The 18,699-nt window shown below is 29.7% G+C and carries 25 protein-coding genes; 1 reads left to right on the top strand and 24 read right to left on the bottom strand.

The annotated features are described in order from the left end of the window. Positions 1-21 precede the first annotated feature (21 nt). The 22 genes from CQA42_RS07820 to folD all read right to left on the bottom strand — a co-directional run bounded on the left by CQA42_RS07820 (position 22) and on the right by folD (position 16,202). Positions 22-798, bottom strand: coding sequence for a thiazole synthase (locus CQA42_RS07820; RefSeq protein ID WP_115584133.1), 777 nt, complete (start codon positions 796-798; stop codon positions 22-24). A 10-nt stretch (positions 799-808) separates the two neighbouring features. Next, positions 809-2,188, bottom strand: coding sequence for an NAD(P)H-hydrate dehydratase (locus CQA42_RS07815; protein WP_115584132.1), 1,380 nt, complete (start codon positions 2,186-2,188; stop codon positions 809-811). A gap of 19 nt (positions 2,189-2,207) precedes the next feature. Beyond that, a complete protein-coding gene (zupT, locus tag CQA42_RS07810) occupies positions 2,208-3,041 on the bottom strand; it encodes a zinc transporter ZupT (RefSeq protein WP_115584131.1) in 834 nt (277 codons plus the stop codon). Between the two features lie 2 nt (positions 3,042-3,043). Next, entirely contained in the window at positions 3,044-3,844 is an 801-nt protein-coding gene (locus CQA42_RS07805) for a hypothetical protein (protein ID WP_115584130.1), read from the bottom strand. 1 nt (position 3,845) lies between these two features. Beyond that, the gene (locus CQA42_RS07800) at positions 3,846-4,379 is read right to left on the bottom strand and encodes a thiamine phosphate synthase (protein WP_115584129.1); all 534 of its coding nucleotides are present in this window, start codon (positions 4,377-4,379) and stop codon (positions 3,846-3,848) included. A gap of 4 nt (positions 4,380-4,383) precedes the next feature. Next, positions 4,384-4,701: a hypothetical protein gene (locus tag CQA42_RS07795; RefSeq protein ID WP_115584128.1), complete on the bottom strand. Its 318-nt coding sequence runs from the start codon at positions 4,699-4,701 to the stop codon at positions 4,384-4,386. Next, positions 4,685-5,368, bottom strand: coding sequence for a F0F1 ATP synthase subunit A (locus tag CQA42_RS07790; protein ID WP_115584127.1), 684 nt, complete (start codon positions 5,366-5,368; stop codon positions 4,685-4,687). Before CQA42_RS07790 ends, CQA42_RS07795 begins: the two co-directional genes overlap by 17 nt. Positions 5,369-5,509: 141 nt before the next feature. Further along, positions 5,510-5,956 (bottom strand): RDD family protein, encoded by a 447-nt coding sequence (locus CQA42_RS07785; protein WP_115584126.1) that lies wholly within the window; start codon positions 5,954-5,956, stop codon positions 5,510-5,512. Between the two features lie 15 nt (positions 5,957-5,971). Further along, the gene (gene pyrE / locus CQA42_RS07780) at positions 5,972-6,580 is read right to left on the bottom strand and encodes an orotate phosphoribosyltransferase (RefSeq protein ID WP_115584125.1); all 609 of its coding nucleotides are present in this window, start codon (positions 6,578-6,580) and stop codon (positions 5,972-5,974) included. A 3-nt stretch (positions 6,581-6,583) separates the two neighbouring features. Continuing rightward, positions 6,584-7,141 carry a ribosome recycling factor gene (gene frr, locus CQA42_RS07775; protein ID WP_115584124.1) on the bottom strand — a complete coding sequence of 186 codons (558 nt, stop codon included), beginning with the start codon at positions 7,139-7,141 and terminating at the stop codon, positions 6,584-6,586. A gap of 11 nt (positions 7,142-7,152) precedes the next feature. After that, positions 7,153-7,518 (bottom strand): preprotein translocase subunit SecG, encoded by a 366-nt coding sequence (gene secG, locus CQA42_RS07770; protein WP_115584123.1) that lies wholly within the window; start codon positions 7,516-7,518, stop codon positions 7,153-7,155. Positions 7,519-7,633: 115 nt separating this feature from the next. Further along, the gene (locus CQA42_RS07765; protein WP_220271583.1) at positions 7,634-8,017 is read right to left on the bottom strand and encodes an FkbM family methyltransferase; all 384 of its coding nucleotides are present in this window, start codon (positions 8,015-8,017) and stop codon (positions 7,634-7,636) included. 182 nt (positions 8,018-8,199) lie between these two features. Then, positions 8,200-9,291: a redox-regulated ATPase YchF gene (ychF, locus tag CQA42_RS07760; RefSeq protein WP_115584122.1), complete on the bottom strand. Its 1,092-nt coding sequence runs from the start codon at positions 9,289-9,291 to the stop codon at positions 8,200-8,202. Further along, positions 9,281-10,699 carry a leucyl aminopeptidase gene (locus CQA42_RS07755; RefSeq protein ID WP_115584121.1) on the bottom strand — a complete coding sequence of 473 codons (1,419 nt, stop codon included), beginning with the start codon at positions 10,697-10,699 and terminating at the stop codon, positions 9,281-9,283. The genes ychF and CQA42_RS07755 overlap by 11 nt, the downstream gene beginning before the upstream one ends. Next, positions 10,689-11,318: a DedA family protein gene (locus CQA42_RS07750; RefSeq protein ID WP_115584195.1), complete on the bottom strand. Its 630-nt coding sequence runs from the start codon at positions 11,316-11,318 to the stop codon at positions 10,689-10,691. The genes CQA42_RS07755 and CQA42_RS07750 overlap by 11 nt, the downstream gene beginning before the upstream one ends. Before the next feature lie 12 nt (positions 11,319-11,330). Further along, on the bottom strand, positions 11,331-11,873 hold the full coding sequence (locus tag CQA42_RS07745) for an adenine phosphoribosyltransferase (protein ID WP_115584120.1): 543 nt from the start codon (positions 11,871-11,873) through the stop codon (positions 11,331-11,333). A gap of 15 nt (positions 11,874-11,888) precedes the next feature. Further along, positions 11,889-12,230 carry a hypothetical protein gene (locus CQA42_RS07740; RefSeq protein ID WP_115584119.1) on the bottom strand — a complete coding sequence of 114 codons (342 nt, stop codon included), beginning with the start codon at positions 12,228-12,230 and terminating at the stop codon, positions 11,889-11,891. 93 nt (positions 12,231-12,323) lie between these two features. Further along, the gene (trpS, locus tag CQA42_RS07735; RefSeq protein ID WP_115584118.1) at positions 12,324-13,313 is read right to left on the bottom strand and encodes a tryptophan--tRNA ligase; all 990 of its coding nucleotides are present in this window, start codon (positions 13,311-13,313) and stop codon (positions 12,324-12,326) included. A 35-nt stretch (positions 13,314-13,348) separates the two neighbouring features. Beyond that, positions 13,349-13,789, bottom strand: coding sequence for a ribose 5-phosphate isomerase B (rpiB, locus tag CQA42_RS07730; RefSeq protein ID WP_115584117.1), 441 nt, complete (start codon positions 13,787-13,789; stop codon positions 13,349-13,351). Further along, on the bottom strand, positions 13,786-14,442 hold the full coding sequence (locus CQA42_RS07725; RefSeq protein ID WP_115584116.1) for a site-2 protease family protein: 657 nt from the start codon (positions 14,440-14,442) through the stop codon (positions 13,786-13,788). The genes rpiB and CQA42_RS07725 overlap by 4 nt, the downstream gene beginning before the upstream one ends. Before the next feature lie 9 nt (positions 14,443-14,451). Further along, complete coding sequence (gene lepB, locus CQA42_RS07720; protein ID WP_115584115.1) at positions 14,452-15,351, bottom strand: signal peptidase I; 900 nt, start codon at positions 15,349-15,351, stop codon at positions 14,452-14,454. Next, on the bottom strand, positions 15,348-16,202 hold the full coding sequence (gene folD / locus CQA42_RS07715; protein ID WP_115584114.1) for a bifunctional methylenetetrahydrofolate dehydrogenase/methenyltetrahydrofolate cyclohydrolase FolD: 855 nt from the start codon (positions 16,200-16,202) through the stop codon (positions 15,348-15,350). The genes lepB and folD overlap by 4 nt, the downstream gene beginning before the upstream one ends. Before the next feature lie 110 nt (positions 16,203-16,312). Between folD and CQA42_RS07710 the strand changes: the two genes are divergently transcribed. After that, entirely contained in the window at positions 16,313-16,639 is a 327-nt protein-coding gene (locus tag CQA42_RS07710; protein ID WP_115584113.1) for a cytochrome c, read from the top strand. Positions 16,640-16,674: 35 nt separating this feature from the next. Here the strand turns inward: CQA42_RS07710 and CQA42_RS07705 are convergent, their stop codons facing one another. Together CQA42_RS07705 and CQA42_RS07700 are read right to left on the bottom strand one after the other, a co-directional pair. Then, on the bottom strand, positions 16,675-17,790 hold the full coding sequence (locus CQA42_RS07705) for an outer membrane family protein (protein WP_115584112.1): 1,116 nt from the start codon (positions 17,788-17,790) through the stop codon (positions 16,675-16,677). Between the two features lie 49 nt (positions 17,791-17,839). After that, positions 17,840-18,679, bottom strand: a complete 840-nt coding sequence (locus tag CQA42_RS07700; protein WP_115584111.1) for a radical SAM/SPASM domain-containing protein — start codon at positions 18,677-18,679, stop codon at positions 17,840-17,842. Between the last annotated feature and the right edge of the window lie 20 nt (positions 18,680-18,699).

The following is an 18,699-nucleotide window of genomic DNA, read 5'->3' as shown; positions in this document are numbered from 1 at the left end:
AATTAAAATTATAAGAAGATTCTACAACTGCACAAGTCCATCAATAGGTGAAGAAGCAGTCGCATATGGTTTTTTTGGAATCCTGCCTGCTAAATAACTTTTTCTTCCTGCAATAACTGCATCTCTCATAGCTTCTGCCATCAAAATTGGATTTGAAGATAAAGCTATAGCAGAATTACTTAGCACTCCATCAGCACCAAGTTCCATTGCAATTGCTGCATCACTTGCACAACCAACCCCAGCATCAACTATCACAGGGACTTTTATTGCTTCTTTGATAAAAATAATATTATATTTGTTTTGGATTCCAAGCCCACTACCAATAGGAGCTGCAAGTGGCATAACCGCACTTGCTCCAGAATCTTCTAATTTTTTTGCCATGATTGGATCGTCATTTGAATATGCAAAAACAATAAAACCTTCTTTACTTAATATTTCACATGCCTTGAGTGTTTCTAGCACATCTGGATAAAGAGTTTTATTTGTATCACCTATGATTTCAAGTTTTATTGTATTTATTCCTGTTGCCTCTCTAACAAGCCTAAATAATCCAACAGCCTCATTACAAGTAGTGCAACCAGCAGAATTTGGCAAAAATTTTATATTAGTATCTTTGAAATAATCAAGTAAATTTTCGCTTTTATTATCTGTAATATTTACTCTTCTTACTGCAATAGTTATCATATCTGCATTACTTGCAAGTGTTGCTTCTCTTGTTATTTTATAATCTTTATACTTGCCACTGCCAACAATAAGTCTTGAACTAAATTCAATGCCGCCAATAATTAATTTATCCATAAATATTTCCTTAAAATTTCTTAATTTCCTCAATCAAATCAAGAGGTTCTAATCCATAACTTGTCTTAATCGCTCTTGAGGCAAAAGAATGAGCAAGTGATGCTGTAATAGCCGCATCAAGCAATGAATATTTTTGACTTAGTAGCGATGCTATCATGCCGCTTAAAATATCGCCACTTCCACCTTTTGAAAGATTGCTATTTCCAAAATTGTTTATATAAAGATTCCCACCTTGTGCAATTATCGTATTTGCACCTTTTAGAAGTAAAACTACATTTTTATGTTTATATGAAAACTCTTCTGTTAGCTGGATTTTATGCTTTGCTATATAATCTATATTAAAATCACCAAAAAGAGAGTTTTTCAAAAGTGCTGAAAACTCTTTTAAGTGTGGAGTAAGGACTATATTTCCTTTATTTAAGATATCTAATAAATCAGGACTATAAAACATATCAGCATCAAGGACACTTGGAATCTCACCTAAAAAATCAAAATTGTATTTATTAATTCTATCTCCAAGCCCCATTCCAAAGGCAATAGAAGTGCAGTTATCTGGTAATGTTATAGAATTCATTATATGATATGGTGGATTCTTTACATCACCAATAATACTAACCAAACCGCTACCAAATGCAAAAGCACTAAGAGCACTAAGAATACTAGCACCTTCTTTTTGACCAGCAATAATACAACAATGTCCAAAATCACCTTTGTGTGTATTTTGTAATCTTCTTTTTGGTGGATTAAAATCACTTTTGAGGAGAATCTTATATTTAGAATCTTGTTCATATAAAGCTTTAGAAATTCCAAGATTTACTTCTACAATCTCACCTATATAATCTTTTGCAACATCGCTAAAATAGGCTAATTTTAACGCCCCCATACTAATAGTAATATCAGCCTTAAAAGCAACACTAGAGATAAAACCTATAGAATCTATACCACTTGGAATATCACAAGCAATATTTAATCTTGCGATATTATTCATATTATAAATAATTTCTTGATATTCTAAATCCAAATCACCCTCAAAACCGCTACCAAATAAACAATCAATAACAATATCACATAAAAATAATTTATCTATAAATTTAGCATTTAATTTTTTTAATCTTTGTAATTCAATACGAGATAATTCACTTTTTGGCTCTTTTGGCATATATATCTTTACATTATATTTACCATGCAATCTTCTAGCAAGTGCAAGTCCATCAGCGCCATTATTACCACTACCAACGACTATAATGATAAATGAATTAGCACTTGCATGCTTGTCAATACAAGATTCAAGCCCACTTGCTGCATTTTCTATCAACAACTCTTCATTTAAGCTAAATGTATCTATTGCATTTTTATCTAAGATTCTAGTATCTAAGTAAATATTATCCATAAATACCTCCTTTAAAAATTCAAGATAATAAAATAAGACTAATTGCCATAATTACCATACCAAACATCACACCAATAACAGATTCATGCCCCTTTGTGCTAAGTTTTGATGCAGGAAGCAAGCTATCAATAGAGATAAATACCATGATTCCAGCAATAATTCCAAAACCAATAGCTAGTGTATAATCACCCAACAATGGAGCAAGCATAAAATAACCTATAATAGCACCTAATGGCTCGGCTAAACCTGATAATAATGTAAGTTTTAATGCCTGTTTTTTATCTCCAGTGGCATAGTAAATAGGAAGCGATACAGCCAAACCTTCTGGAATATTGTGGATTGCAACAGCAATAGCAATACTTAAACCAAATACAAAATTATCCAATGCAGATACAAATGTAGCAAATCCCTCTGGAAAATTATGAATAGTAATTGCAATAGCAGTAAAAATGGCGGTTCTTTGTATGTGTTTGTTTGATGAAATATATTGTTTCTTATTTGCCAACTCGCAATAAACTTCATTTTGGCTTTTTAATTCATGAGGATTCACATCTTTTGGTATTAAAAAATCAATACCAAATGCTATCAACATACCAACAAAAAAACAAATCACACCAAATATATTTGAATAAGTATCACTACAAGATCTTGAAAAATGCTCTATTGATTTTGGAAGTATTTCAACAAAACTAAGATAAATCATCACTCCACCACTAAATCCAAGACCAAATGATAATACCCTACTTTCATCTTTCATTTTGAAAAATGCTAAAAATGCACCAAAAGCAGTGCTAATACCAGCAAGAATAGTAAGACCAAAAGCATACAAAAATGATATTAAATCAATTTGCATATTTAGAATCCTAATCCAACTTCTATAGAAAACTGAACTGTATTATTTCTAGGCTCCACCCAAGATTGTTGAACTATCTTTCCGCTATTATCTTTGTAAGTTGTAATGCCTACGCTAGATTCTCTTATATACCAATATTCGGCACTAAGCTGCGTAAATAATTTAAAATCATTAATCATAATATAATCAAATCCAAAATGTGTTCTAAACCCAAGTCCATGTTTTTGTTCCATCTCTAATACACTAGGATTAATACCTTGTATTGCATCACCTATATGCGTCTTATTGATGCCTAAAAACATATATCTAAATTCAAATCCATATCTTGCAAATAATCCACGAGAGGACATGCTATCGCTTGCATAAAAACCTACAGGAACATAATAATAAACCTGCTCTCTTCTATACCCACCACTTCCAGAGATTCTATTGTTTAAATATCTATATCCAATGCCAAGATATCCAAAACCTTCATAATTATTATAGAGTCCAAGTCTCGCACCAATTTTATAATCAGCATTAAAAAAATTATCTTCTGATGGAATATTTACTAGTGGCGTCCCACCTTGTGTAGAACCATTGTATTTTAAATTTGCATTAAATGATTGGGCATAATTCATTTCTGTGCTTATAAAATCACTAATATATGCTAATTTTGCAAAAAAAGCATGGAGCGTGCCATTTATTTTCATAAGACCAGGTTCTTCGTATTGATAAAAACTATATCTATATCCTGTTTCAGTAATAAATCTAGCATTTGCAACTATACAAAATAAACAAAGATACAAAAATTTTTTAAACATATTAAACCTTTAAAAACATTCTTATACCGGCAACACCTCTAATATTAGTATCATAAAACATACTAATATTATTAGAATCTATACCACCTAATGCATAAATCTTATTTTTATATTTATCAGGTAAATTATAAAAATACTCAATCCCAAGAGGCTTATTCTTTCCAGCTACAAAAAATACTGGGCTTAGAAAAATAAAGTCTATATCTTTATTATAAGCCTTATCTACATCATTTAAATTATGTGCACTATATGATACTAATTTTTCACTAGGAATTAAATTTATTAGAGTAAAATCTTTACTTTTTAGATGAATACCATGAGCATATTTTAAAATACATTCTTTATGTTTATCTATATAATTAACAAATAATAAAATATTAAATTTTTGGCATATCTCCAAAAAAATATAGAATCTAGATAGCTCAAATTCTCTTAGATATATTTTTGAAACACCACAATCATAAGCATATGAGATATTTGAATCTATATCACTATAAAATTTATGACTTGTGATTAAAAATTTATCTAACTTCATAAATTTAAGTTTTTAAATAAATCTTTTCTAAAATTTCTATTTCTTTAGTCTTCAAAATAACAGACAAAAACACATATTTAAACAAAAATACTAGAAAAACTGCAATTATCATAATTACACAAAATAATACTACTGAAACTAAAATACTTCCTTTTAAAATGAAAAATGAAAAGATAACACCAAGACATAATGCAATGCCAAGTATCGCACCAATAAGCATTTCTGTTAATGTAGTAATAAATGAGATATTATATAACAATACACTATCTGATTTTATAGATGATTTTGGTTTAAAATACCTTTTTCTAATGCTGTTCTTCATCTATTATTAAAGCTCCAGCTAAATAAACATAAGTAAGTATCATAAATATAAATGCTTGCAAACAAGCCATAAAAGTAAGTATTGCAAATGCAGGAAGTGGTGCTACCCAAGGAGCAAGCATTAACATTACAAGCAAAAATACATCATCACCTTTTATATTTCCAAAAAGCCTAAATGAAAGCGATACAACTCTTGAGCAATGAGATATAATCTCAACAGGAAACATAAGTGGTGCAAGCCATTTTACAGGTCCCATAAAATGCCCGAAATAATGTATAAAACCATGCTCTCTAATGCCTTCAAAATGATAATAAAAAAATACAATAAGTGCTAATACTAGAGTAAAGCTCCAGCTTGAACTAGGTGCTTCAAAACCTGGTATGATACCTATAATATTTGCAGTAAATACAATCAATGCTATAGTAGCTGTAAGTGGTATATATTTTCTTGCTAATTTTTCACCTATTGCATCTTTTGCAAAAAATAAGATTCCACTCAAAAACACTTCAGCGACATTTTGTAATCCACTTGGCACAACCTCTAATTTTCTTGTAGCCAACCTAGCAAATAATAAAACTAAAATTGCGGTCAAAATAGTATAAAATCCGATGATAAAATTATGATTTGCATTAATTAAACTAGCAAAAGTAAAAAGCCTGTTTTCCATCAAATCCCTCAGTAATAAATAAAAATATAAACGCCTAAATTGTATATTTTTATTAGTAAATTTTAGTTTAAAAAATAGCAGTTTAGAGTATAAAATAATTAATAATGCTTTACTTTATTACACTTATTTTATAAATTATTTCTATTTTTTGCATTCAATGATATTTGTTTTAGCTACAAGATCATGAAATGTGCGTCTATTTTTATTCATAAATGGAATAAAAAAACCAAATAACAAACTCATACTAAAACAAAATGCAAAAAATCTAAATAATGCTAAAAAAAAGCCCACTTTTTTACCATCATCTCTAACCAATTTAATCTCTGCATACATATATCCAAGAGTTTGAGACTTTAAAAAAAATAGCAATGAAGTGATAAATGCATACACTAAAAAGCAAATAAGAATAACTAATTGATTAGATTGAAACGCCTCTTTGGAACCTAAGATTCCATAAGTAGCAATATATAAAATAGGCATATATATCATAAAAATATCTGTAATAAATGCCTTGATGCGCTCTATCAAAAACATTTTTTTTATTATGCTATTAGATTCTATTTGCTTATGTGCCTTATTATTTTTCATCTACAAATTTAGAGCCTAATTACCACGACTTCCAGGCTTAATTGCTACACTACCACTTGCACACATAGGGCAGGATTTTTCATCATATATATCAAATACAAAATCATCTAATGCAAATAATGGAATATTAAATGGAAGTTTGCATTCATCTTTTCTCTCCAAAGTAGAATCTACTCTTTTGCAAAATCCTCTATTTGCAAGAGCAGCAAAAGCCACTACTTCACCACCTGTAGTTTCTATACATCTAGCAGATTCTAAAGCACTTCCACCTGTTGTAATAATATCTTCACAAATGACTACTTTATCAGTATATCTTATGCTAAATCCGCGTCTAAGAGTCATTTTGCCATTTACTCTTTCTGTAAAAATAAATTTCACACCAAGTGCTCTAGCAAGCTCATATCCAGCCAAAATACCACCTAATGCAGGAGAACAAACACAATCTACTTTAATCCCATATTCTTTTATTTTTCTTGCTAATTCAATTGCAAGAATCTCTGCTACATTTGGATTCTCCAGGACTTTAGCAGATTGTAGATAATACTTTGAGTGATTGCCACTACTTAATAAAAAATGTCCTTCCAAAAGCGCATTTGCATCTAGGTAATATTTCTTGATATCCATAAATCAGACCTTTAATATTTCATCTTCTTTATTTTTTACCATTTCTTCTATTGTTTTTACAAATTCATCAGTATATTTTTGTATTTCATCAAGACCAGCTCTACCTTCATCCTCTGTAATAGCCTTATCTTTTTCAATTTTTTTAATTGAATTATTAGAATCATGACGAATATTTCTTATAGCAATCTTTGCTTTCTCGCCCATAGCTTTTGCATCTTTTGCGATTGCTTGTCTTTGCTCTTTTGTCATAGGTGGGAAAAATAGCTTTACACTACCGCTATCACTATTTGGATTTACACCAATATTAGCTTCTAATATCGCTCTTTCTATATCTTTTAATAGATTTTTCTCCCAAGGGGTGATAATTATAGTAGTTGCATCTTTTGCTATAACAGAACCAACTTGATTAAGAGGAGTAGGTGTGCCATAATAATCGATTTTAATATTATCTAATATCATTGTAGAGACTTTACCACTTCTTAATGTGCCAAAATCCCTTCTTAGTGAATCAATACTCTTTTGCATATTGGCTTTTGTGCTATTATAAATATCATTTAACATAATAATTTTCCTTATTTATTTGGCAACAATGGTGCTGATGGCGCATCAAATGGCGATTTAGTAGAGCCTAAAGGATTAGAATCTAAACTATTTGCAGGCAATTTTGGCACACTAGATTCTACTTTTGTGCTATCTAAAACTGATTTATTCATCTGTTTTGAATATGCCCATCCAAGTGCTATTGTATTTATGATAAATAACAATCCCATAATCATAGTGAATTTTGCCATAAATCCAGCAGGACCTTTTGCACCAAATAAAGATTCATTGCTTCCACTATACACGCCCAAACCGATGCTAGAGCTCTTTTGTAAAAGGACTGCGATTGTAATTATTACTGCTATTATGATTTGTGTTATTAGTAAGATACTAGTCATATCTACTCCATTTATTTAATAGAATCTTTTTTAAAAAGAAAATCTAAGATTCTACTACAAAATAAAGCAATTTTCAATAATACAAAAATAACGATGGCAAAATGAAAGATAGATTCTACAAAGAATCTGCTCTCGCATAAACTTCATCTTGGGTCAATCTCTTTATACATTTATATCCCCTAGATTGCATAAAATCTCTAATTGTTCTATCTTTTTTATTATTGTTTTCTATCGTAAGCAATAAAATTTTATATTTTTCAAAATCAATTGCCTCTAATATTTTTAGCTCCCTGCCTTCAACATCAATAGATATATAATCAATAATATCGATATTGTGATTTTTCATAACACTATCAAAACTCATTCCTTGGACTTTTACCACTTCGCTATCATCTATTTTGTGATTATTTTTTATGTAGAGATTATTTTGTGAGAATTTGCTCTCTAGGTCAGATTCTATTATTCCACTTAGCATATTATTTTCACCATTTACTTTCAAAAATAGCACTTCTTTATCGCTATCTGTAAATGCTACATTGTAACAATAGCATTTTCTTTAGTAAAGTGAAAATATCCTTATTTGCTTCTATGCAGATTCCTCTCCATCCGAGCTTTTCTAGTAGATATGTATTACTAAGGGTTATACCATCATTTGCGCCGATATCGATATAAAATCTACTTTTATACATTAAACCTAAAATGTGCTATATCGCCATCTTTCATAATGTATTCTTTACCTTCTATTCTCATAGCTCCGGCTTCTTTTGATTTTTGTTCTCCGCCATATTTAATAAAGTCATCATAAGCAATTATTTCAGCTTTAATAAAACCTTTTTCAAAGTCATTATGTATCACGCCAGCAGCTTGTGGAGCAGTAGCACCAGCAGGAATAGTCCAAGAGCGAACTTCTTTTACTCCAGCGGTAAAATAGCTTATAAGATTTAGTTTCTTAAAGCTAGTTTTTATAATTTGCTCTAGCCCATTTTCTTTTATACCAATACTCTCTAAAAACTCTGCTCTCTCTTCATCGCTCATTTCAATCATCTCTTCCTCAAGTTTTGAGCAAATTGTAATAACCTCACTTGCATTCTTAGAAGCATATTCTTTAAGAGAATCTAAATATTTATTATCCATACTTTCATCTACATTTGCACCATAAATTAGCTCTTTGTTACTTAAAAATCTAAGCTCTTTATTTAGAGCTATAAACTCTTCATCATCTTTATTTTCAAAGATTCTAATTGGTTTATTTTCTTCTAAATGCTTTTTTAGTGCTAAAGCCATTTGCAAAGATTTAGCAGAATCTTTGCTAGATTTTGAAGCACGATTTAATCGCTCAATCCTTTTTTCCAAAGTCTGCAAATCTGCAAAAAGCAATTCTAACTCTATAATCTCTATATCTTTTATGGGATCTATTCTGCCTTCAACATGCGTGATATTAGAATCTTCAAAACAACGCACAATATGTAAAAGTGCATCTGCTTCTTTGATATTTGCTAAAAACTGATTTCCTAAGCCCTCGCCTTTTGAAGCACCTTTTACAAGCCCTGCAATATCAACAAATTCAATTACAGAATGCAGAATCTTTTGTGGATTTATTATCTTTGCAATATCGCCTAGCCTAGAATCTGGCACTGGAACGACAGCTTTATTTGGCTCGATAGTGCAAAATGGATAATTAGCACTTTGTGCATTCTGTGTCTTTGTAAGTACATTAAATGTAGTTGATTTGCCAACATTTGGCAATCCTATAATTCCTACACTAAGCCCCATTTGCAACCTTTAAGATAAAATCAATGACACTTCTTACACCAATACCACTTGCACCAAAACTATTAACATCCCATTCTTTTTCTACAAATGCCGGTCCTGCAATATCTAAGTGAATCCACTTATCTTTATATTCTTCTCTTATAAATCTTCCTAAAAATATTCCTGCTGTCAATGCACCGCCATAACGCGTAGATGATACATTTGATATATCAGCATTTTTAGAATCTATTAATTTTTCTAAGTGCTTATTAAATGGCAATATAGCGGTTAGCTCGCCACTTTTACTTGCGACTTTTTCAAATTCTATATTTAATTTTTTGTTATAGCCCATAATTCCGCTTGTATATTCACCAAGTCCCACTACACAAGCACCTGTTAGCGTAGCTAAATCTATAATAAAATCTGGCTTTAAATCTTGTGCATAAGATAAGCAATCAGCAAGCACCAATCTACCCTCTGCATCAGTGTTTTTAACTTCTATTGTTATACCTTCTCTTGATCTTAGAATATCATCTGGTTTATAAGCATTACCGCCTATCATATTTTCTGTAGCACCAATAATTCCGACTACTTCAATATCTGGCTTTAATCCTGCAATAGCTTGCATTACACCAAGCACTGCACAGCCCCCACCTTTATCAGCTTTCATTGTAGTCATATAATCAGCAGGTTTTAGGCTAAGTCCTCCACTATCATAAGTAAGCCCTTTTCCTACTAAAACTATTCTTTTTTTAGTTTTTTTTGGTTTATATATAAGCTCTATAAATCGTGGCTCATGCGTGCTTGCCCTAGCAACAGACAATATAAGCTCCATTTTTTCTTTTTGTAAAAATTTTACATCACCAATTTTATAATCTAACATAAAATCTTTTGCTATTTTTTTTGCAATATCTGCTAATACAATTGGAGTGCAATCTTGTGGTGGAGTATTTACAATATTTCTTGCCAAATTTGTGCTATTTGCAACTATCATCGCTTTATGTAATTCACTTTTATAATCTTTTTTTGTAATGATAAAAATATCTGTTAGAGTTGTTTTTGTAATCTTGCTTTTATAATCGATAAATTCATAATCACCAAGTAAAATCCCAATAAATAACGCATAATTAAAATCACTATTTTCAAATCCTTTTATTTTTAGTGATTTTATATCGTATTTTTTTACGATACGAATCGCTTTTGCTGCAGCCTCACGAATAGAATCTATATCATCTAAAATAGTCCCATAATACAGAATCTTATCACTTTGTAAAAATACTGCTTCTCCATCTTTAGCACTAAAACTTTGTAGCGATAAAATACTAGTCTTAGATTTTGGAAGTTTTTTAAATAAATTTTGATCAATAAATACTATTTCTATATCACTTTTAACATCATCATCTTTTGTAAATTTGATATTAAGACTCATTTGGTTTCTCCTTTAAACTTTTTTGTAATTGTTCTATTTTTTTATCTACTTTTTTTGTTTGAATCTCGAAATAATAAAATATCCCGCCAGCAAAAACAATAAGTAATGCAATAAAAATATATGGTTTATTTTTAAACCATTCTAAAAGCTGCAATATATAGTCACCAAAAATATATGCTAAGATGATAGTTACAGCAGCCCAAACCCAAGCACTGATAAGATTAATAATTGCAAATTTTAATGCACTATATCTAGTAAGTCCTATACTAATTGGTATAACAGTCCTCATACCATACATATATCTTTGTATAAATATTATAGGCCAGCCATATTTTTGTAATAATAAATGAGCAAAGGCAAGTTTTCGTCTTTGATTTTTAAATCGCTTTTGTATGTATGCTTTATTAAATCTACCAATATAAAAATATATCTGATCACCTACAAATCCACCAAGTCCAGCTATAAAAATAGCTAAAAATACATTTAGATGCCCGGTATGTGCTGCAAGACCTGCAAATATAAGTCCTAATTCGCCTTCTAATATACTCCATAAAAAAAGTATAAGATAGCCCCAATCAGATACATAAGTATTCCATAAATCAATAATATACGCTTCCATACCCATACAATCTTAAATATCTAAAATAGTAAAAACTTTTGTATATTGTTTTATTTTATCAACTGCATCAAAGTCTAATAACCTTAATAAAAAGCATGCTTCTACACAATTACCACCTATTGAATTGATGAGTTTTACACTAGCTTCTGCTGTGCCACCTGTAGCTATCAAGTCATCAATAAGCAATACTTTTGCTTTTTGTATATCCCTAAATGCATCAATATGAATCTCAACTTCATCAAATCCATATTCTAATACATATTTTTCGGCAACACTAGTAAATGGAAGCTTGCCTTTTTTTCTAATAGGAACAAAACCTTTTTTCAATCTAGTAGCAAGAGCCGCACCAAATATAAATCCTCTACTCTCAATACCAGCAATAAAATCTAAATCATTTTTTTTATATCTTTCTTCTAAAAATTCCATAAGCATATTGAATGCTTTTGCATTATTTATCAAAGTTGTTATATCTTTAAATTGAATGCCAGGTTTTGGAAAATCAGGCACGGTTCTAATAGTCCCACTTAACTCATTTTGTAATATTTCTAGATTCATATACTTCCTTTAAACTTATAATAAAGCTTCTATTTTTTGCTCTAAATCTCTTATTTTTGTTTTATATTTATCACTTTCAATTTTATATTGAGAATTGCGTTGTTTTAAGACTTTTATCTCATTTTTCATTGTATTCATTTCTTCTGTTAAAATATCTATATTTCCAAGTGCCCTTTGTAATTGCAATTGATGTTTTCTTATTAAGATCTCTGCTTCATGCAGTGTTAATTTAATAGATGCAGAAGTTTTTTCTTCTCTTTGAGCAATATTTTTATAAAAAAAAGTTTTTACTACCATAAATAATACAAATAATATAAATGCACTTAGTATGAACCAGTGCGTTATTTCAGATGACATTGTATTCCTTGAATTAGAGAGTAAAATATTCCTTAGATTCTATCAAAATATAATACAATCTCTATAAATTTTTAAGTAAATTTTATTACAACACTATAATAAACCTATCAATTCTTTAGCCTTATTATATGTAGATTCTGCTCTTGGCAATACAGAATCTAAGCCATTTTGCAGAATCTCTTGTATATATTTTTTATCATTATTTAATTCTCTATATTTTGTTTGTATTGGACGCAATGTATCGATAATGATTTCTGCAAGCGCATTTTTAAACACACCATAACCCTTGTTAGCAAATTCATCTTCTATACTTGCTCTATTTTTTTTACTCAATACTTCATATATACACAAAAGATTATAAACACCCGCCCTGTTTTCATCAAAAACTATATTGGAGTTAGAATCTGTGGTTGCTTTTTTTATCTTTGATATAATCACATCTGGTTCATCTAATAAAAATATTGCGTGATTTTTACCTGTTGCACTTTTACTCATTTTAGTTGTTGGATCATCCAATCCCATCACTCTAGCACCTTCTTTTAGTATAAGGGGTTCTGGTATTTTAAAGCATTCCCCAAAATCTCTATTAAACTTCATAGCGACATTTCTTGTAAGTTCAATATGCTGTTTTTGGTCGCTTCCAACAGGCACTAAATCAACTTGATACAATAAAATATCAGCTGCCATTAATGCTGGATAATTAAAAAGTCCGACATTTATATTTTTTGGATTTTTATTTGATTTATCTTTAAATTGAGTCATTCTAGTCATATCACCCATAAAAATATTACAATCTAGAATCCACGCTAAAGCTGGGTGATAATCAATTTTGCTTTGAATAAATAGATTTGATTTTTTTGGATCTATTCCACAAGCAATCAATATGCAAGCTAAATCTAGTGTCTTTTGGATTAATTCTTTTGGATTCTGCTTTATTGTGATTGCATGAGAATTTACAATACAAAAAATATTGTCATACATATCTTGCATATCAACCCAATTTTTCACAGCACCCAAATAATTTCCTAAATGTATGTTTCCGGTTGGTTGAATACCAGAAAAAACTACTTTTTTAGAATCCATTATTAACCTTTTTTATAAAAATTTCTATTCTAGTTTTAAAGAAGTGCATTTACCTTATCAACTCTAAGTTTATGCCTACCAGCTTCAAATTTTGTATTTAAAAATATATTAACTACATCTCTTGCAATACCAAAGCCCATCAAACGTTCACCAAGACATAATACATTTGCATCATTATGTAATCGTGCATACCTAGCCATATATTCATTGACACACAAAGCCGCTCTAATGCCACTTATCTTATTTGCACAAATAGACATACCTATGCCACTTCCACATATCAAAATACCAAAATGATCTTGCTTATTTGCTACTTCTTTACATACCAAAGCTGCAAAATCTGGATAATCCACTTTTGTAGAATCTTGTGGAATAATCTCAACAATCTTATCTACATTATCCATATTTGATAATAAATCAATTACCTCATAAGCCAATCTCAATCCCGCATGATCACATCCAATAACACAAGTCACATAATCCCCTTTAAAAGAAATTTTGAAATAAGAAAAGGTGGTAAAAGTATAATTTTAGCAACTGGTGGAATTAGTAAAATTCCAATCAAAATAAAAATACCAAATCTCTCTATTTTATTAAAAAATATAGGAATAGTATCATTATTAAATTTAAGTGATAAGTATCCAAGTGCCTGTGAGCCATCAAGCGGAGGAATAGGAAGTAGATTGAAAAAACCAAGTATTATATTTATAATAATTAAATTTATTAAAAAATAATATACAACTTCTATGTCATATTTAAATATTATTCCACTTTTAAGCAATAAATATGCACAAATAGCCAATAAAAAATTATAAATTATTCCTGCAAGAGAAACTATTATAGCAGCATTATAGCCCCCATTTTTGATAACTTCTCTAATATTTACTGGCACAGGCTTTGCCCAGCCAAACATAAATGGAGCATGTAATAATACTAAGCTAATAGGCAATATTATAGAACCAACTAAATCTATATGTTTTATTGGATTTATACTAAGTCGTTTAGCAACTTTTGCAGTATCATCGCCATAATACAAAGCAGCCAAACCATGCATTATCTCATGACCAATAATAGCCACAAGTAACGCACATAATGATATAACCACAGATGTTATATTAAGGTAACTCATATTGAAAGCCTATGGATTAGATTCTATAAAATCCTGCATTTTAAATTCTTCTGTATTAAATGCATCATTTTCTATATTTTTAGCACTAAGATTCTCTATCCCTTCAATTCCTTTAAACATTCTCTCCCAGCGAATCTTATATATATTATCTGGGTGCAATTTTGCTTCATTACTATTTGGTAGATTTAGGCTAAGATATATAAACCAAGGTGTGCCAATCACCGCAGAATACGATATAGAACCCCAGAATCTAGAATCTTCACTTCCATCTCTATTATCACCAATCATAAAAAAATGATCATCTTCAACTTTATAATAAAAATAAGTCTCACCATTTTCTTGTATTCTACTCATTACACCTACCCCATGATCTGCAATATCTAATAATAATTTATAAGCTGTAGGTTCATCTCCATAATGCACACCTTTATATTTATCTAAATACGGATCATAGATAAAAGTCCTGCCTAAAATATCTTTAGTAATAGCATTTGGAAAATTCTCTTTTATAAAGTTATCACCTTCTTTTGGACGCAAATATAGCCCATCTTTACCCATAACAACCTCATCACCACCTGTCGCAAAAGTCCTTTTTACAAAATATTGTTTTTCTATATGCGGTGGAATAAAAATGACAATCTCACCTCTATTTGGTCGCTTTCCTTCTATGATATGTCCATTTTTATTAAAATCTGGCAATATAGGCACTTCAATCCAAGGGATTCTAGGAATTGGAATCCCATATGAAAATTTTTTAACAAATAAAAAATCACCTTCATAAAGAGTATTTACCATCGATCTACTTGGAATAACAAAAGCTTGTGCTATAAAAAATATAACAAACAAAACAATAATAATTGTGCCAGTCCAAGTAGTAGAAAATCTATATAGATTCTTTAAGAAATTCATTTAATAGCCTTATATTGCAATTTTGTAGCTTTTATTGTGTTTGATAGCAATGCACTAATTGTCATAGGTCCAACACCACCAGGAACTGGCGTAATATAAGAAGCTTTTATAGATACATTTTTAAAATCAACATCTCCAACTATACTTCCATCATCAAGTTTATTAATACCTATATCAATTATAATTGCACCATCTTTTATCATATCATCGCTAAGCAGTTTTACTTTTCCAACACCAACACAGACGATATCTGCATCTTTTGTATATTTTTTGACATCTTTTGTTAATATATGACATATAGATACGCTAGCACCAGCATTTAACATCAATAATGAAAGTGGTTTGCCTACTATATTGCTTGCACCAACAATCACAACATCTTTACCTTTTACATCTATATTATAATGATTTAAAAGCATCATAATCCCAAGAGGCGTGGCAGGAAATAAAGAATCTAAATTACAAAATAATCTACCCATATTATAAGGGTGAAAGCCATCTACATCTTTATTGATATCAATAGATTCTAAAATAGCACTTGAATTAATATGCTTTGGAAGTGGAAGTTGCACTAAGATTCCATTGACTTTTTTATCATTATTTAATTTATATATTTCATTTAATAATTCATCTTGAGATACGCTCTCTTCAAATCTAATTATCTTAGATTCTATACCAACTCTATTGCATGCCTTGTTTTTCATTGTTACATAGCTAAATGATGCAGGATCATTACCTACCAAAATCACATATAAGCATGGGGTAATATTAAAATCTTTTAATCTAGCGACTTCTATAGATAATTCTTTTTCAATCTCTTGGCTATATGCCTTTCCATTTAAAATATTCAAACAATGCCTTTGCTTAAAATAAAGTGTAATTATAATAAAATAAAGATTTAAATACTTATGTTTGAATAATATTTACTAGAATTACTATATTTTATTCTAAAGGTAAAAAAATGAAAAAGATTTTTTTAATATCAATATTATTGTGTTCTATTGCTTATAGTAATCATTTTTTAAGCCCTTATGAATATGGCAAAGCATTATACAAGAATCCAAGAGGCATTGGCTGTATTAAATGTCACGGACAATATGGAGAAGGAACAATAATAAGTTATATCAAGCAAAATGGCAAATTAAAGCCAATAATAGCACCAAAAATAACAGGTATCTCATTTGATAAGTTTGAAGAAGCATTGAAACTTGGAAAGAGTTTTATGCCAAAATATAATCTTAGCGTATCTGAAGTAGTATCTCTATATATCTTTTTAAATCCACAATAAATGCTAATAAAGGGATAACCCTTTATTAGTTTGATTTACCATATTGCTTTGATAAATCCAGTTACATAATTATTTTTATTGTTTCCAATATTTGCTAAATCTATATATCCAGCACCAAATTCTAAGTGATTAAATAATACAAGTGATAATAATGCTGATAGCTCTTTGTATCCACCATTTGCATACAATAAGTCAAACTTAAACATATTATGTCTAGCACCCATAAAAGCATACCAAGTAGATTGTTTGCCATTAAAATATGGAGCTGTAGCTTTATTGTAGAAATTTGCACCTACCATACCACCATAGAATCTACTGCTATCACCATAAGAAGATAAATGTCCTACACCATTTCCTGTAGTTTTATAATAACCACCACCTAATTTAAACCAATTGTAACCAAACTCTTGATCGATTAAAAATAATTGTCCTGAATTAATTGATTTTAATTTACCAATACCATCCATATATGTATATTTAAATTGAGTTTGAGAATATAAATCAGTCTTTTTACCTAGTAATAAATCCAATGTAACACCAGGTGCAACAATTTGATCTGTTACAAAATATGCATATGGAGATATAGTAAATACATCACCAAAAAAGAAATCAATACCTCCTGCTGCTAAATGATTATTACCTGCATGTCTTTTATAATTCCATAAAGCATTGATTTGACTTGAAGTCTCTCTATTTACTCTTTGGAATTGGAAAGCTTGTTCATAAGAATATAATGCCCATATATTCATAAAATTACCAACACCAAATCTAATAGAAGCACCTTCATTATGACCACTAAACCACTCATAACCCATTTGATTTGTATCGTATCTACCAAGTGTTATTCCAAATGGCTTGCTATCATATCCAAAATATATTTCACTTAATACAAATATATCTTTATAAGTATTATCTGCATTTTTCTTAGTATTTTCATAAATAGGAATAGCAGCCCAACCACCTAATCCAAATGAAAAACCATTACCATATACATTAAATCCAACAGATGCACTAAGCCCTGCATAATCACCGCTATTATTACTTGTATTTGTTTCTCCATATAAACCAAGATGTCCATAAGGATCAAATTCTGCTTGTGCAAAGCTCAATAAACCAGCAACTGCAAACGAGCCAAATAAAATCTTTTTCATAAAATTTACTCCTAAAAAAATTGATTTTGACTAATATCGGCAAATTATATCATTTTATAACAATATTATTATTAAATTGCTCTCTATAATTACACTTTAGGCATTTTTGCTCGATAATAACTTTGTTTTTAAATCCATTTCTTATACTAATAGCTCTATCTCCATATAAAATATCATCTAAAGATTGAGACTTTAAATTTCCAAGAATGATATCACCATCCGCATCGATGCAACAAGGGACTACACTGCCATTTGATAGAATCCCAAAATGACTTATAAGCCCATAACAAAAGCCTTTATTAGCAATTTTATCATTATCTAGATTCCACAAAAATGGCTCTCTAAAAGTAATGATTGTTTTTTTGCCAACTCTTATATTTGAACTTAAATGCGACAAACCAAACTCTTGTTTTAAAATATTTTTCAATTCCAAAGTCTTGGGAGCTGTGCGATTTTGGATTCTTAGATTTATAAAAATATCGCTATTTATAGAATCTTTATATCTACAAAATTTAAATATTTTATTAAAAGCTATATCTCTAGATTCTCTAGATTCTATCTCCATAATTGCATCAAGAGAAAAATTTACTTGCTTAATTGGAGATTCTAATAAAAAATCAAATTCATCCAAATAGATTCCGCTTGTTGTGATTTCAACTTTTAGATTACATTTTTTTGCAATTAATAAATAATCTTTTAGATTCTTGATTTTTAGTGGGTCGCCAAGTATATGCAATGCTATTAGCTTTGTAAATTTAGCACAATCTAGTGCAATTTTAGAAAATAAACTAAGCGACATAGTCCCTCTTCTGCCTTTTATTGATGGACAAAATTGGCATTTTAGCCCACAAATATCACTTAATTCTATATAGATTTTTTGAAATCTCAAGCAATCTCCATTAATTTTAT

It is taken from the genome of Helicobacter sp. MIT 99-5507 (assembly GCF_003364295.1).
In the GTDB taxonomy this organism is placed as follows: domain Bacteria; phylum Campylobacterota; class Campylobacteria; order Campylobacterales; family Helicobacteraceae; genus NHYM01.
This window is presented reverse-complemented; position numbering and strand designations above follow the sequence as displayed.